Origin of the sequence: Agromyces humatus (assembly GCF_021228295.1) — a bacterium.
In the GTDB taxonomy this organism is placed as follows: domain Bacteria; phylum Actinomycetota; class Actinomycetes; order Actinomycetales; family Microbacteriaceae; genus Agromyces; species Agromyces humatus.
This window is the reverse complement of sequence record NZ_JAJQPD010000005.1, coordinates 33,696-48,974: the sequence shown is the minus strand read 5'-3', so window position 1 is coordinate 48,974 and position 15,279 is coordinate 33,696. Positions and strand designations below refer to the sequence as shown.

Here is a 15,279-nt window from a genome sequence, read left to right as displayed (position 1 = left end):
CCCGGAAGGGAGCGGAAGCCGCATGAGCATCGAGACCGCCCGCCACGACGAGGTTGCGGGCAGCAGCGAGATCCTCACCGATGAGGCCCTCGCCTTCGTCGAGCAGCTGCACCATCGATTCGACGCACGCCGTCGCGAGCTGCTCGCCGCGCGGCACGCGCGCCGCGAACGCATCGCCCGCGGTGAGCCGCTCGACTTCCTGCCCGAGACCGCCGACGTACGGGCCGCCGACTGGACCGTTCCGCCCCCGCCCGAGGCGCTCGTCGACCGCAGGGTCGAGATCACGGGGCCGGCGATGCCCGCCAAGATGGCCATCAACGCGCTCAACTCGGGCGCGCGGGTCTGGCTCGCCGACATGGAGGACGCGTCGAGCCCCACCTGGGCGAACGTCGTCGGCAGCGTGCGCAACCTGCGCGACGCGGCGCGCGGCACGCTCGCCTACACGTCGCCCGAGGGCAAGGCGTACGCGCTGCGCACCGACCTGCGCCGACCCACCGTCGTCACCCGGCCGCGCGGCTGGCACCTGCCCGAGAAGCACGTGCTCGTCGACGGCGAACGCGCCTCGGGGTCGCTCGTCGACTTCGGGCTGCACTTCTTCCACACGGCGAGGCAGCTCATCGACAACGGCGACGGCCCCTTCTACTACCTGCCGAAGCTCGAGAGCCGTCTCGAGGCACGCCTCTGGAACGACGTGTTCGTGTTCGCACAAGAGGCGCTCGGCATCCCCCGGGGCACCGTGCGTGCGACGGTGCTCATCGAGACGATCCCGGCCGCGTTCGAGATGGACGAGATCCTCCACGAACTGCGCGAGCACATGTCGGGCCTCAACGCCGGCCGCTGGGACTACCTGTTCAGCATCATCAAGGTGTTCCGCGACGCGGGCCCCGAGTTCATCGTGCCCGATCGCGCGTCGGTGTCGATGACGGCGCCGTTCATGCGCGCGTACACCGAGTTGCTCGTGAAGACGTGCCACCGCCGGGGAGCGGTCGCGATGGGCGGCATGGCGGCGTTCGTGCCGAACCGAGCCGACCCCGACGCCACGGCAGTCGCATTCGAGAAGGTGCGCGCCGACAAGACCCGCGAGGCGAACGACGGGTTCGACGGGTCGTGGGTCGCGCACCCCGACCTCGTGCCCGTCTGTCGCGAGGTGTTCGATGCGGTGCTCGGCGACCGGCCGAACCAGCTCGACCGGCAGCGCCCCGACGTCGAGGTCGCCGCCGCGCAGCTGCTCGACATCGCGGCGGGCGGCGGCGAGGTCACCGAGGCGGGCCTTCGCACCAACCTGTCGGTCGGCGTCGCCTACACGGCGGCCTGGCTCGCCGGCAGCGGTGCCGTCGCGCTGCACAGCCTCATGGAGGACGCCGCCACCGCCGAGATCTCGCGCTCGCAGGTGTGGCAGCACGTGCAGCACGGCGTCGTGCTCGCCGACACCGGGCGCACCATGACGCCCGAGCTCGTACGCGAGGTCTTCGACGAAGAACTCGCGCACCTGCGCGCCGACACCCCGCCCGAGCGGTTCGCCGCCTATACCGAGCCGGCCGCGCGACTCGTCGCCGACCTGTGCCTCGCCGACGAGTACGTCGACTTCCTCACCCTGCCCGCCTACGAGCTCCTGGAGTGAGCGTGACCACCTCGCTCACCGCAGCCGATCTCGCCGCGATCGACGCCCGCCTCACCGCGACCGACGACCTGCTGCGCACGGCGTACCCCGGCGACGACGGATCCCGCCAGCCCGTGCACACCGTGTACGTGCCGGCCGACCGGTTCACGCCCGAGTTGGCGACCGTGTGGCGGCGCACCGTGCGCGACGCCGTCGACGATGCCGGCGGTCTCGACGCCGTCGCGTCGCTCGTCGGCCTGCATCCGACGCTCGCCGCCGACGTCGTGCCGCGCGTCCGCGAGAAGCTCGCGATCGAACCCATCGAAGACCTGCGCATCGACTTCGAGGACGGCTACGGCGACCACGGCGACGTGGCCGAAGACGCCGAGGCGATGCGCGCCGCCAAGCGCATCACCGCCGCCGCGGGTGCCGGATTCGCGCCGCCCTTCATCGGCATCCGGTTCAAGTCGTTCGAAGCCGCGACCCGCGCCCGGGGCATCCGCACCCTCGATCTCTTCATCGGCACCCTCATGGAGAACGGCGGGCTGCCCGACGGCCTCGCGCTCACCCTGCCGAAGGTGTCGACGGTCGCCCAGGTCGAAGCCGCAGCCGAGGTCATGACCGTGCTCGAACGCGCGCACGGACTGCCGCACGGGCGGCTGCGGTTCGAGGTGCAGGTCGAGACGCCGCAGCTCGTGCTCGGCGTCTACGGATCGTCGCCGGTGGCGCAACTCGCCCTGGCCGTGCCGGGTCGCATCAGCGGACTGCACTACGGCACCTACGACTACAGCGCCGCGCTCGGCATCGCGGCACGCTATCAGTCGCTGGAGCACCCGGCGGCCGACCTCGCCAAGGGCTTCATGCAGCTCGCGGTCGCGGGCACGGGCATCCGCCTCTCGGACGGGTCGACCAACATCCTGCCCGTCGGCCGGCGCACCGCCGACGCGTGGCGGCTGCACGCGCGGCTCGTGCGCCGGTCGCTCGAACGCGGGTTCTTCCAGGGCTGGGACCTGCACCCCAACCAGCTCGTCACCCGGTACCTCGCCACCTACGCCTTCTACCGAGAGGGCTGGCCCGAGGCATCCGAACGCCTTCGCGACGCCCTCCGCGGCGCCACTGGCGCAGTGCTCGACGAACCGGCCACCGTGCGCGCGCTCGCCGGATTCGTGCTGCGCGGCGTGCGCTGCGGCGCCATCTCGGTCGACGAGGTCGCGGCCGCAACCGGAATCGACGAGGCGACCCTCGTCGCGCTCGCACATCCGCCGCGTCACCAGGAGGCGTCATGAGCTACTACACCCCGTCCGGCGGGCTGCCTGCACAGAGCGAACTGCTCACCGACCGGGCGATCGTCACCGAGGCGTACACGGTCATTCCCAAGGGCGTGCTGCGCGACATCGTGACGAGCAACCTGCCGGGATTCACCGGCACGCGCGCATGGATCCTCGCGCGCCCCATCGCCGGGTTCGCCACGACGTTCTCGCAGCTCATCGTCGAGATCGCGCCGGGAGGCGGAGCCGACTGGCCCGAGCGCGAGGAGGGAGTCGAGGGCGTCCTGTTCGTGACGACCGGCCAGCTCACGCTCGAGCTCGAAGGAGAGCGATACGTGCTCGAAGCCGGCGGCTACGCGTACATCGCGGCAGGGGCCGACTGGGCGATCTCGAACGAGGGCGCCGAGCTCACGAGCTTCCAGTGGATCCGCAAGGCGTACGAGCCGCTCGAAGGGTACGAGGTCGCCTCGTTCGTGACCCGCGACCAGGATGTCGCGCCGCGAGAGATGCCCGGCACGAACGGCGCCTGGGCCACCACCCGATTCGTCGACCCCGACGACCTCGCGCACGACATGCACGTGAACATCGTGACGTTCCAGCCCGGAGGAGTCATCCCGTTCGCCGAGACGCACGTCATGGAGCACGGGCTCTTCGTGCTCGAGGGCAAGGGCGTCTACCGGCTCAACGGCGACTGGGTCGAAGTCGAGGCGGGCGACTTCATGTGGCTGCGGGCGTTCTGCCCGCAGGCCTGCTACGCCGGCGGTCCCGGGCCGTTCCGCTACCTGCTCTACAAGGACGTGAACCGCCAGGTGCGGCTCACCGGCCCCGACCTCGCGAGGGCGGCGAGCCGATGGGGGTGAGCCGGTGATGGCGGTGAGCGAGCGGATGTCGCGTGCGGCCGCGGCCGCGGCATCCGAACCGTTCGATCTCGTGGTCAGGGGAGAGCGGGTGCTCGTCGGCGGAGAGTTCTCGCCGCACGAGGTCGGTGTGCGCGACGGCGTCATCGAGCAGGTCGTGCCACTCGTGTCGGGACTGCGGCTCGCTGGGGTTCGCGAGGTCGAACTCGCCGACGACGAAGTGCTCATCCCCGGGCTCGTCGACACGCACGTGCACGTCAACGAGCCGGGGCGCACCGAGTGGGAGGGCTTCGCGTCGGCGACCCGGGCCGCCGCGGCCGGCGGCGTCACGACGATCGTCGACATGCCGCTCAACAGCATCCCGCCGACGACGAGCATCGACGCGCTCGCGGTGAAGCGCGCGGCGGCCGAGGGCGAGGTGTTCGTCGACGTCGGGTTCTGGGGCGGAGTCGTGCCCGGCAACGACGACGATCTCGTGCCCCTCGCCGAAGCCGGGGTGTTCGGGTTCAAGTGCTTCCTCGTGCACTCGGGCGTCGACGAGTTCCCGCCCGTCACGGTCGACGAGCTCGAGACGGCGATGCGCGTGCTCGTCGAGGCCGACGACTCGCTGCTGATCGTGCACGCCGAGGACGCGGCGCTCATCGACGGCGCGGCGCACCCGCACAGCTCGTCCTACGCCGACTTCCTCGCCTCGCGTCCCCGTGCGGCCGAGGGCGCCGCGATCGCCGCGGTCATCGAGCGCGCCGCGCACACCGGGGTGCGCGCGCACATCCTGCACCTCAGCGACGCCGACGCACTCGACCGCATCGCCGCGGCGAAACGTCACGGGGTGCGGCTCACCGTCGAGACCTGCCCGCACTACCTGACGCTGTGCGCCGAAGAGGTTCCCGCCGGCGCCACCGCGTACAAGTGCTGCCCGCCGATCCGCGAGGCCGGCAATCGCGACGCGCTCTGGCACGGGCTCGAGTCGGGAGTCGTCGACTTCGTCGTCTCCGACCACTCGCCCGCGCCGGCCGCACTGAAGTTCGCGGGCGACGGCGACTTCGCCGAGGCGTGGGGCGGCATCGCCTCGGTGCAGCTCGGACTGCCGCTCGTGTGGACCGAGGCGCGCGGGCGCGGCATCCCGCTCGCGCGCGTCGTCGAATGGATGTCGCCGGCTCCGGCCCGTCGCGTCGGCCTGAACGCGAAGGGGGCGATCGCCGCGGGCTTCGCTGCCGACCTCGTCGTGTTCGCGCCCGACGAGTCGTTCACCGTCGACGCCGAGGCGCTCGAGCACCGGCACCCCATCACCCCGTACGACGGGCGGGAGCTCACCGGGGTGGTGCGGTCGACGCTGCTCGCGGGCGAGCCGGTCGACCGGTCGGTGCCGCGCGGGCGGCTGCTGCGACGGGAGGTGGGGCCGTGACCCCGGCACTGTCGCTCGATCAATTCAACGCCACGCCGCGCGACGAGGCGCTCGCGCTGTTGCGGCCCTGCCTCGACATCGCTCGCTGGTGCGCCTCACTCGTCGACGGCCGCCCGTACGCCGGAGTCGACGAACTCGTGGCTGCCGCCGAGGACGCCGCGTCGCCGTTCACCACGGCCGAGGTCGACGGTGCGCTCGCGCAGCATCCGCGCATCGGCGAGCGCCTCGGCGGCTCGAACGCCGAAGCCCGGATGTCCCGTGCCGAGCAGGCCGGCATCGGCACGCCCGAGACCGCCGTGGCCGCGGCGCTCGTCGAGGGCAATCTCGCGTACGAGCGGAGGTTCGGCCGGGTCTTCCTGATCCGGGCTGCGGGCCGGTCGGCGACCGAGATCCTCGGCGCACTCAACGAGCGTCTGGGGCACTCCGATGACGAGGAGTTGCCCGTGGTCGCCGATCAACTGCGCCAGATCGCGGTGCTGAGGCTGAAGGGACTGTTCGAATGAATTCGCGCATCACCACCCACGTGCTCGACGCCACGAACGGCCGGCCCGCGGCGGGCATCGCCGTCGAGTTGCAGACCCGCCAGGGCGGCAGCTGGCATCGCGTCGCGACATCCGTCACCGATGACGACGGTCGCGTCTCGCAACTCGGACCCGACGAGTTGGCGTCGGGGGAGTACCGGCTGCGGTTCGACACCGGCGCGTGGTTCGGCGGGCGGGGCGTCGACACGTTCTACCCCGAGGTCGTGCTCACCGTGCGCATCGTCGACGACGGCCGGCACGTGCACGCGCCCCTGCTGCTGAGCCCGTTCGCCTATTCGACCTATCGAGGGAGCTGAGCCATGACCGAACCCGCCATCGTCCTCGGAGCCAACCAGTACGGCAAGGCCGAGGTGCGTGTCGTCAAGGTGACTCGCGATACCGCCCGGCACGAGATCGACGACCTCAACGTCACGTCGCAGTTGCGCGGCGACTTCACCGCCGCCCATCTCGCCGGCGACAACGCGCACATCGTGCCCACCGACACGCAGAAGAACACGATCTTCGCCTTCGCGCGCGACGGCATCGGTTCGCCGGAGGAGTTCCTGCTGCGCCTCGCCGACCACTTCACGGGCTCGTTCGACTGGGTGAGCGGCGGGCGGTGGGAGGCCGAGAAGTTCGCGTGGCAGCGCATCGTCGCCCACGGCGAGCCGAACGACCACGCGTTCGTGCGCTCGGGGCAGGAGGTGCGCACCGCGCTCGTGGTCGCCGATGGCGCTGATCGGCACGTCATCGCCGGGCTCAAGGACCTCACCGTGCTGAAGACCACCCAGTCGGGGTTCGAGGGGTACCCGAAAGACCGGTACACGACGCTCCCCGAGACGCGCGACCGCATCCTCGCGACTGATGTGTCGGCGCGGTGGCGCTACCGCGGGGCAGGCGTCAACGCCGGCTTCGACTACAACGACGCCTGCGACAGCGTGCGCGCGCTACTGCTCGAGGCGTTCACCGAGGCGTATTCGGCCGCCCTGCAGACCACCCTCTTCGACATGGGCCGCCGAGTGCTGGAACGGCACGACGAGATCGCCGAGATCCGCCTCTCCATGCCGAACAAGCACCACTTCGTGGTCGACCTCTCGCCGTTCGGGCTCGACAACCCCAACGAGGTGTTCTACGCCGCCGACCGCCCCTACGGCCTCATCGAGGCCGCCGTCGTCCGCGAGGGAGTCGAGTCACCCGCAGCCGCCTGGGACGCGGTCGTCGGCTTCTGCTGACGCCCGTCCGCTCCGCGGGGTCGTCCTCGCCCGATCCATCCCCATGGTTCGCTCCCGAAACCCACTCTTCGCTCGTCGGCCAATGCAGGAACCTCTGGTTCCCCTGCGGCGTGTCGCGCCCCGGCGCGCCAGCACAGACGCGGATGTTCCTGCACTGGCTCTGACCACGCGTGGAATCCGCAGCCCGCCTGCCTGCACTCGTCCTCCCGGGTCCCGGTCGTCGGAGCCCCGTCCCCGGTGTCGCGATGTCCGCCCAATGGGCCGGCGCGCTGCCGCACGATGTGGTCATGCCCGATCTTCTCGCCGAACTCACCGTCCTCGGCGAGGTCGCACGCGCCACGACGTTGCGGGCACGGGGCATCCGCGAGGCCGATCTGTACGCAGCCGTCGCATCGGGACTGGTCAGCCGACCCCGGCGCGGCTGGGTCGCTTCGCCGCTCGCCGATCCGGACCAGCTCCGCGCGATCACGGTCGGCAGCCGCATCGGATGCTCGTCCGCCCTCCGTCGCTTCGGCGTGTGGGCGGGCGTCGACGAGAGGCTGCATCTCCGCGTGCCGCGCACGGCGTCGCGACTCGTTGCCCCATCCGAGAAGCTCGAGGTCGCGAACCCCGGTGTGTGGCATCCGTCGGTGCCGAATCGGAAGCGCCGTTCGCGCAAGGTCCTTCTCGCACCTGATGCGCCACCCCGCGTGCACTGGGCTCGCGAGATCGCCCCGCGGCGCGCCCTCGACTGGATCGACTCGCCGCAGACCGCGCTGGCCGCGGCCGTGCGCTGCATGGACGCCGAGCACGCGAGCGCGGTGATCGATTCGGTGCTCCACGAGCGCGTGCTCACCCGTCGTGAGGTCCATGCCGTGCTGGCGACCCTGCCGAGCGCATCCGCCACGCTCGTCGACCGCTTCACCGGCATGCCGGAGTCGGGCGTCGAGAGCCTGTTCGTTCGACGGATGTCGCGGAGCGGGTTCCACGTCGAGCCGCAGGTCGACCTCACGGGCTTCGGGAGGTTCGACGGGCTCATCGATGGATGCGTCCTGTTCGAGGTGGATGGCCGTGGATTCCATTCGAGCGCCGCGGAGTTCTTCGCCGATCGCGATCGGTCGCTCGTCGGGCAGGCGTTCGGCATCCCCGTCGTGCGGCCGAGTGCGAAGCACGTGCTCGACGAGTGGCCGGTGACCTTCGCCGCGGTGGCCCGCGTCGTCGAGGATGCGAAGATCGTGCGCCGGCACCGTGGGTTGCCGCCCGTCGCGTGACGCCGAACGACCCGCAACCTCGGTCGTTCGGCCGGCCACAACAGGATGAATCGCCGTGCGAGCCCGATCGAGCGGCACGACACGCCGAGGGTTGGCCAGAAGTTCCTGCTGTGGCTCGGATGGCGGGTAGGCGGAGGTGCGCGGGAGCCCGGGCATGCGCCCACCCCGACCCTCGACCGCGGGGCGCTGCCACGCTAGCGTCGAGGCATGCGCATCCTCCTCGTCGGCGCCGGAGGCGTCGGAGACGCCATCGCCAAGATCGCGGCCCGCCGCGACTTCTACGAGCTGCTGGTGGTGAGCGACTACGACGAGTCCCGTGCGCAACGCACGGTCGAGTGGATCAGGGCGAGGCACGGCGACGAGGTCGCAGCCCGGTTCGCCACGGCGCAGATCGATGCATCCGATCCCGAGGTCGTGGCATCCGTCGCTCGCGAACATGCGGCGACCCACGTGATGAACGCGGTCGAGCCGAAGTTCGTGCCGGCGATCTTCTCGGGCGCGCTCGCGGCCGGCGCCGACTACCTCGACATGGCGATGAGCCTCAGCGAGCCGCATCCGACCGACCCCTACGAGAAGACGGGCGTGAAGCTCGGCGACGACCAGTTCGCGCAGACCACCGATTGGGATGCCGCGGGGCGGCTCGCCCTCGTCGGCATGGGTGTCGAGCCGGGGCTGAGCGACGTGTTCGCCCGCTTCGCCGCCGACCACCTCTTCAGCGACATCGACGAGCTCGGGGTGCGCGACGGCGCGAACCTCGTCGTGACCGACGACGAGGGCAACGAGATCTTCGCCCCGTCGTTCTCGATCTGGACGACGATCGAGGAGTGCCTGAATCCGCCCGTGATCTGGGAGGAGGACGCCGGCTGGTACACGACGCCGCCCTTCAGCGAGCCCGAGGTGTTCGAGTTCCCCGAGGGCATCGGGCCGGTCGAGTGCGTGAACGTCGAGCACGAAGAGGTGCTGCTCATGCCGCGCTGGGTCGACGCGAAGCGCGTGACGTTCAAGTACGGTCTGGGTGCCGAGTTCATCAACGTGCTGCAGGTGCTGCACCTGCTCGGGCTCGATTCGACGAGCCCGGTGCGGGTGCGCAGCGAGAACGGGCCGGTGCATGTCGCCCCGCGTGACGTGGTCGCGGCATCGCTGCCCGATCCGGCCACGATCGGTCCGCGCATGACGGGCAAGACGTGTGCCGGCCTGTGGGTCACGGGCACGGGCACCGACGGCGCGCCGCGGTCGTCGTACCTCTATCACGTCGCCGACAACGAGTGGACGATGCGCGAGTACGAGAGCCAGTGCGTCGTGTGGCAGACCGCACTCAACCCGGTGATCGCGCTCGAACTGCTCGCGACCGGCGTCTGGGCGGGCCGCGGCGTGCTCGGACCCGAGGCGTTCGATGCCGCGCCGTTCCTCGAGCTCATGGCACGTCCCGTCACCGACGGCGGCTACGGCCAGGCGTGGCGCATCGAGGACCGGGCCGCGTGACCGCCGCTACGCCCCACGTCGTCGCCGCGATCGTTCGCGAGGCGCATGAGGCGGCGGATGTCGCCGACCGGCGCGCCGCCGTCATCACGCGCCCGGCCGTGGGTGATGAGCTCGACGCCGTGCTCGACCGCTTCACGGTGACCTGGGGTGAGGGCCGCGGACCCGACAGGTCGATCCTCCAGGCGCTCGATCACGCGGGCAACACGTTGCTCATCGCAGTGCCGACCGAGCCGGCGACCCGGAACGGGCGGGTCGAGGCGCGCCCGCCGCAGGAGGACGCGTCTCGAAACCCCGCAGATCCGCCCCGCCCGCCCCCGGCCCCGGCCCTCGGCGCGCTCCTCGGCTTCCTCGGCTGGGGCGACGGCGTGCACCTGCACTCCCATATGAACGCCGTCGACCCGGTCGCGCGCGGCCGGGGCATCGGCCTGGCCCTGAAGCTGCGCCAGCGCGCGATCTGCCTCGAACACGGCGTCGCCGAGGTGCGCTGGACCTACGATCCCCTCATCCGCCGCAACGCCCGCATGAACCTCGTGCGCCTCGGTGCCGAGGTCATCGCGTTCCACCCCGACTTCTACGGCCGGCTCGACGACGCCATCACAGGCGCCGACCGCAGCGACCGCTTCGAGGTGCGCTGGCGCCTCGACTCGCCGCGCACGACGCGTGCGCTCGCCCGAGAATCGCAGCCGGCGTGGTCGGCGCGCGGCGGCCTCGCGCTCGTCCCCGATTTCGAGGGACTGCGAGCGGATGACCCGGCAGAGGCGGCGCGCCTGCGTGAGCTGTCCCGGGCCGCCTTCGCCGCGTTGGGCGACCGCGGCCAGGGGCTCCGCGTCGAGCTCGACGCCGCGGGCGACTACGTCTTCACGACCGACGACCCCGACCGGGAGGCCCGATGAGCGACACCATCCCCGACGCGCCCCGCATCGAGGCGATCGAGCTGCACCGCATCGAAGTGCCGCTCGTACGCCCGTTCGAGACGAGCTTCGGCCGCGAGACGGTGCGCGAGGTGCTCATGGTGCGCGTGCGCACCGACGCGGGCGACGGCTGGGGCGAGTGCGTGGCCGGTCGCGACCCGTTCTACTCGTCGGAGTACGTCGACGGCGCGGCATCCGTCATCGAACGGCATCTCGGCCCGGCGCTGCTCGGCCGGCTGCGCGTCGACGGGCGGGCGGTGTCTCGCGACCCGATGCCCCGTGGCGCATCGGTGCCGCTCGCAGCCGCGGTCGCGCCCGCGCTGGCGTTCGTCGCGGGGCATCGCATGGCGAAGGGCGCACTCGAGGCGGCGGTGCTCGACGCCGAGCTGCGGGCGCAGGGGCGGTCGATGGGGGAGGCGTTCGGGGCTGAGCGCGACTGGGTCGACTGCGGCGTGTCGGTCGGCATCGCGCCGACCCTCGAAGAGCTCCTCGACGAGGTCACCGGGTACCTCGAGGAGGGGTACCGGCGCATCAAGCTGAAGATCCGGCCCGGATGGGATCTCGTGCCGGTCGGCGCGGTGCGCGAGCTCATGGGCCCCGCCGGCATGCTGCAGGTCGACGCGAACACGGCCTACACGGCCGACGACATCCCGCTGCTCGCGCGCCTCGACGATCTCGACCTGCTGCTCATCGAGCAGCCGTTCGCCGAAGAGGACCTCGCGACGCACGCGCGACTCGCCGCCGAGTGCGACACGCCCGTGTGCCTCGACGAGTCGATCCTCGGCGTCTCGACGGCGATCGACGCGATCGAGCGGGGCGCCACGTCGATCATCAACATCAAGCCCGGCCGCATGGGCGGCTACCTCGAGGCGCTGCGCGTGCATGACGTCTGCTGCGAGCTCGACGTGCCGGCCTGGTGCGGCGGCATGCTCGAGACCGGCGTCGGCCGCGCCGCGAACGTCGCCCTGGCCGCGCTGCCGGGGTTCGTGCTGCCCGGCGACACGTCGGCGTCGTCGCGCTACTACGCCGAAGACCTCACCGAACCGTTCGTGCTGGGCACCGGCGAGCACCACGGCCAGTTGCGGGTTCCCGATGGCCCGGGCACGGGTGTCACCGTGCGCGACGAACTGCTGCGCGCGTGGGCGCCGGCGCAACCCGTCACGCTCGCCCGCTGATTCCCACATCGCGCCGCAGCTCGAGCGCCCGCTCGCCGATCGCCATCGCCGATGCCGCGAGCCGCGGATCGCCGTCGATCTCGAACCACGTCGACGAGAGCGCGCACCACGCCACGAGCCAGTCGGCGAGCCGCGCTGCTTCGAGACCGGTCGCGGCGACGACCACGCCGACCTGCCGCTCGAGGCGGCCGGGTCGCAGCGCCCGCTCGTGCGAGGGATTGCAGAGCAGGTTGCAGTAGTCGAACGCGGCCTCGCCGAGAAGGCCCTTGGGATCGATCGCGAGCCAGCCGCGCTCGCCGAAGTCGAGCACGTTGCCGTGGTGCAGGTCGCCGTGCAGCACGACGGCCGGGCGCTGGGCGTCGAGCAGCCTCGCGGCCGTGTCGGCACCGCGCCGATGGAACGCACTGAGACCGTCGGCGTTCGAGAACAGGTGCCGGAACCAGGTCGGCAGCCCGATGAGCCCGGGCGGGTCGTCGGACGCGAGCACGGCCGCGGATGCATCGTGGATGAGGTCGGCGGCGGCGCAGAGGATGCGCGTGGCCTCGTCGTCATGACCCGCCTCGACCAGGCGCACGAGGTCGCGACCACCGGTGGCTCGCTCGAGCAGCACCGCTGCACCGTCGCGCTCGAGGACCCGGGCGGCGCCGCGGCCGCCGAGCGCGACGAGCAGGTCGGCGCCGCGCGCCTCTTCGTCGGACTGCGCGAGCTTGAGCATCGCCGGCTCGCCGACCTCGGTGCGCACCGGGATGAGCGTGCTCGACGAGGTCGTGACGGGATCGGCGTCGGGTCGCAGGCGCCAGCGTCGCACCCAGGCGGCCTCTTCGGCGTGACCGGGATTCACCGGCCCCAGGTCGCTCACGAGCGGGTCCACTCCTTGCCCGCCCACGGGTCGTAGTCGATCTCGAGCGGCTCCTGTGCCGGGCGCTGCGCCTCGGGGACGTGCTGCAGGTTCACCCGGATGCGGTACCAGAGCGACGAGCTGCCCCGCATGCCGTCGACGAGCACGTCGGCCGGCTGCAGCAGCGCGACGACGTCGGCGTGCCGGGCCTTCCATCGCTCGAGCCCCTCGAGTGCCTCGGGCTTCGTCTTGGCCCTGGCGATCTCGATGAGCGGCATGCTCGACTGCCGCCGGCCCAACCCGTCGCCGCCGCTCGGCGCCTTCTCGGCGGGCCCGAGCTGTTCGGCGAGTGCCAGCAGTCGGTCGAGCCGGCCGACGGTCTCGTCGATGCCAGCGGCGGGGTCGCCGCGCTCGGCGAACCGCTCGAGCACCGTCGCCACGGTGAAGCGCTCGGGTCTGCTGTCGCGCACCTCGCTCCAGTCGAGCGGCGTCGACACGCGCGCGTCGGGCAGCGGCCGGATCGAGTACGCCGACGCCACCGTGCGATCCTTCGCGTTCTGGTTGAAGTCGACGAACACGCTCTCTCCGCGTTCCTCTTTCCACCAGCGCGCGGTCGCGAGGCCCGGTGCACGCAGTTCGACCTCGCGGGCGAGCGTCTCTGCCGCGTGCCGCACCTGGCGGAAGTCCCAGCGCCGTTCGATGCGCGCGGAGATATGGATGCCCCGTGAGCCCGACGTCTTCGGCCACCCGACGAGCCCGTGGTCGGTGAGCACCTCGCGCGCGACCATGGCGACGTCGACGATCTGGCTCCAGTCGACTCCGGGCATGGGGTCGAGGTCGACGCGCAGTTCGTCGGGGTGGTCGAGGTCGTCGGCCCGCACGGGGTGCGGGTTGAGATCGATGCAGCCGAGGTTCACGACCCAGGCGAGCGCCGCCGCATGCGTCACGACGACCTCTTCGGCCGAGTTGCCCGACGCGTAGTGCAGCGTGGCGGTCTCGATCCACTCGGGCCGCTTCTCGGGCGCGCGTTTCTGGAAGAACGCCTCCTGCGAGATGCCCTTCACGAACCGCTTGAGCACCATCGGCCGGCGGTCGACGCCGCGCAGGGCGCCGTCGGCGACCGCGAGGTAGTACTGCACGAGGTCGAACTTGGTGAGGCCGGGCTCGGGGAACACGACCTTGTCGGGGTTCGAGATGCGAACCTCGCGGCCGCCGATCTCGAGCACCGTCGCATTGTCCTTGGCGGGGCTCACGCCTTCACCCTAGGTCGCGGCAGCGCACGAGGTCGAGCCATCAGGAACGTCATGGCGAGACCCGCCGACAGCGACCCGAGGCCCCCGGCGAGGAGATCGCCGAGCGTGTCGGCGTAACCCACCAGGATCTCGTCGTCGAGGAACGAGCGGCCGAACCACTCGAAGAGCTCCCAGAGCACCCCCAGCGAGAGTCCGAGTGCGGTGGTGGCCACGGTCGCGGACAGCCTGGGATGCGGCAGTGTCGCTGGGTCGGCGAGCACGCCGAGCCGCACGAGCACCACGACGAGCAGCGCGGCGCAGAGCCCGTTCGTGACGAAGTGCATCGGCACGTCCCACCAGCGCGTCGTGTAGTAGACGCCCAGCACGCTGCTCCACGTCGAGAACAGCACGGCGACGCCGAACGCGATGTCGAAGGCGGGCCGCAGACGCAACACCCGCGGTACGAGCAGCGCGGCGACCACGGCGACGAAGCTCAGGCCCGAGAGCGGCCCCCAGCCGATGGCCGCGACGACGATGCTGAGCACCGCGAGGAGGCGCAGCACGTCGGCGGTCACCTCGGCGGGACCGCTTGGGGCACGCAGTGCCGTGCGCATCATGGCAGCACTCTAGACCCGCCCGCGGACCCCGAGCCCGCACGCAGCACCGCCTGCACCGGTTCGTGGTCGGATGCCGCCCTGCCGTCGAACCTCGTCACGTTGATGGCGGTTCGGGACACCTCGACGGCGCCGCCGACGAGGATGTGGTCGATGCGCCGCCCGCCGGGTCGACGGCCTCGATAGTTCGAGAAGGTGCCGAACAGCGGCGTGACCTGTTCCGCCGCCGCCTCCCATGCGTCGTGCAGCGTGCCGCCGTCGGTGAGCGTCTGGTGGGCGGGTGATCGCTCGTCGGCGTTGAAGTCGCCCAGGACGACGACCGCCGCGTCGGGATCGGCGGCGATGGCGGCCCGCGCGAGGCGCACGATCATGTGCGCGGAGTGTCGCCGGGAGCGCCGCGACAGGTGGTCGAGATGGGTGTTGAAGACGAGCAGGCGGTTGCTCGTCACGAGATCGGTGAACTCGGCCGACACCAGGATGCGGCGCGTCACGTTGCCCCACGATCGCGATCCGTGGTGCTCCGGTGTCGACGACAGCGCACGCTGGCGCCATTCGGTGATCTGGAGGCGCTCGGCGTCGTAGTAGATCGGGCACTTCTCCCCGCGCCCCGAGGGGTCGCGGCCGTCGCCGACCCAGCGGTACCGCGGGCCGAGGGCTTCGGCCACGAAGTCGGCCTGGTCGGTGAGCGCCTCCTGCACGCCGACGACGGTGGGTTGCTCGGCGGCGAGGATCCGCTCGACGAGATGCTTGCGCGTCGTCCATCGGTCGGGACTGCCCGGTCGATTGCCCGGGACACGCCGACGGATGTTGTACGTCATCACGTGCAGGTCGGGCGCGGTCGCCCGCCCGATGAGGGCGGCATCCGTCATCTGTTCAGCGTACGCGCGGAAGGCG

At 71.5% G+C, this 15,279-nt stretch carries 15 protein-coding genes; 11 read left to right on the top strand and 4 right to left on the bottom strand.

Translation table 11 applies throughout. The features are described from left to right. The first annotated feature begins 22 nt into the window (after positions 1 to 22). The 11 genes from aceB to menC all read left to right on the top strand — a co-directional run bounded on the left by aceB (position 23) and on the right by menC (position 11,701). On the top strand, positions 23 to 1,621 hold the full coding sequence (gene aceB, locus LSF15_RS09625) for a malate synthase A (protein ID WP_232498316.1): 1,599 nt from the start codon (positions 23 to 25) through the stop codon (positions 1,619 to 1,621). A 2-nt stretch (positions 1,622 to 1,623) separates the two neighbouring features. Then, positions 1,624 to 2,886: a DUF6986 family protein gene (locus tag LSF15_RS09620; RefSeq protein WP_372459980.1), complete on the top strand. Its 1,263-nt coding sequence runs from the start codon at positions 1,624 to 1,626 to the stop codon at positions 2,884 to 2,886. Next, a complete protein-coding gene (locus tag LSF15_RS09615; RefSeq protein ID WP_232498314.1) occupies positions 2,883 to 3,728 on the top strand; it encodes a bifunctional allantoicase/(S)-ureidoglycine aminohydrolase in 846 nt (281 codons plus the stop codon). Before LSF15_RS09620 ends, LSF15_RS09615 begins: the two co-directional genes overlap by 4 nt. A 7-nt stretch (positions 3,729 to 3,735) precedes the next feature. Continuing rightward, on the top strand, positions 3,736 to 5,130 hold the full coding sequence (gene allB, locus LSF15_RS09610; protein WP_232498313.1) for an allantoinase AllB: 1,395 nt from the start codon (positions 3,736 to 3,738) through the stop codon (positions 5,128 to 5,130). Next, entirely contained in the window at positions 5,127 to 5,633 is a 507-nt protein-coding gene (uraD, locus tag LSF15_RS09605; protein WP_232498312.1) for a 2-oxo-4-hydroxy-4-carboxy-5-ureidoimidazoline decarboxylase, read from the top strand. The genes allB and uraD overlap by 4 nt, the downstream gene beginning before the upstream one ends. Further along, entirely contained in the window at positions 5,630 to 5,968 is a 339-nt protein-coding gene (gene uraH, locus LSF15_RS09600; protein WP_232498311.1) for a hydroxyisourate hydrolase, read from the top strand. Before uraD ends, uraH begins: the two co-directional genes overlap by 4 nt. Positions 5,969 to 5,971: 3 nt before the next feature. Then, entirely contained in the window at positions 5,972 to 6,883 is a 912-nt protein-coding gene (gene pucL, locus LSF15_RS09595; protein ID WP_232498310.1) for a factor-independent urate hydroxylase, read from the top strand. A gap of 287 nt (positions 6,884 to 7,170) precedes the next feature. Continuing rightward, complete coding sequence (locus tag LSF15_RS09590; RefSeq protein WP_232498309.1) at positions 7,171 to 8,133, top strand: putative endonuclease domain-containing protein; 963 nt, start codon at positions 7,171 to 7,173, stop codon at positions 8,131 to 8,133. 207 nt (positions 8,134 to 8,340) lie between these two features. After that, positions 8,341 to 9,615 carry a saccharopine dehydrogenase family protein gene (locus LSF15_RS09585; protein WP_232498308.1) on the top strand — a complete coding sequence of 425 codons (1,275 nt, stop codon included), beginning with the start codon at positions 8,341 to 8,343 and terminating at the stop codon, positions 9,613 to 9,615. Next, positions 9,612 to 10,508: a hypothetical protein gene (locus tag LSF15_RS09580; RefSeq protein WP_232498307.1), complete on the top strand. Its 897-nt coding sequence runs from the start codon at positions 9,612 to 9,614 to the stop codon at positions 10,506 to 10,508. Before LSF15_RS09585 ends, LSF15_RS09580 begins: the two co-directional genes overlap by 4 nt. After that, a complete protein-coding gene (gene menC, locus LSF15_RS09575; RefSeq protein WP_232498306.1) occupies positions 10,505 to 11,701 on the top strand; it encodes an o-succinylbenzoate synthase in 1,197 nt (398 codons plus the stop codon). Before LSF15_RS09580 ends, menC begins: the two co-directional genes overlap by 4 nt. Here menC and LSF15_RS09570 read toward each other — a convergent pair. From LSF15_RS09570 to LSF15_RS09555, 4 genes are read right to left on the bottom strand one after another with little or no spacing between them, the layout of a single operon-like run. Next, positions 11,685 to 12,560, bottom strand: a complete 876-nt coding sequence (locus LSF15_RS09570) for an aminoglycoside phosphotransferase family protein (RefSeq protein ID WP_232498305.1) — start codon at positions 12,558 to 12,560, stop codon at positions 11,685 to 11,687. The genes menC and LSF15_RS09570 overlap by 17 nt on opposite strands. Continuing rightward, a complete protein-coding gene (ligD, locus tag LSF15_RS09565) occupies positions 12,557 to 13,792 on the bottom strand; it encodes a non-homologous end-joining DNA ligase (RefSeq protein ID WP_232498304.1) in 1,236 nt (411 codons plus the stop codon). The genes LSF15_RS09570 and ligD overlap by 4 nt, the downstream gene beginning before the upstream one ends. Next, positions 13,789 to 14,388, bottom strand: a complete 600-nt coding sequence (locus tag LSF15_RS09560; protein ID WP_232498303.1) for a DUF2238 domain-containing protein — start codon at positions 14,386 to 14,388, stop codon at positions 13,789 to 13,791. The genes ligD and LSF15_RS09560 overlap by 4 nt, the downstream gene beginning before the upstream one ends. After that, complete coding sequence (locus LSF15_RS09555; RefSeq protein WP_232498302.1) at positions 14,385 to 15,254, bottom strand: endonuclease/exonuclease/phosphatase family protein; 870 nt, start codon at positions 15,252 to 15,254, stop codon at positions 14,385 to 14,387. Before LSF15_RS09555 ends, LSF15_RS09560 begins: the two co-directional genes overlap by 4 nt. Positions 15,255 to 15,279 lie beyond the last annotated feature (25 nt).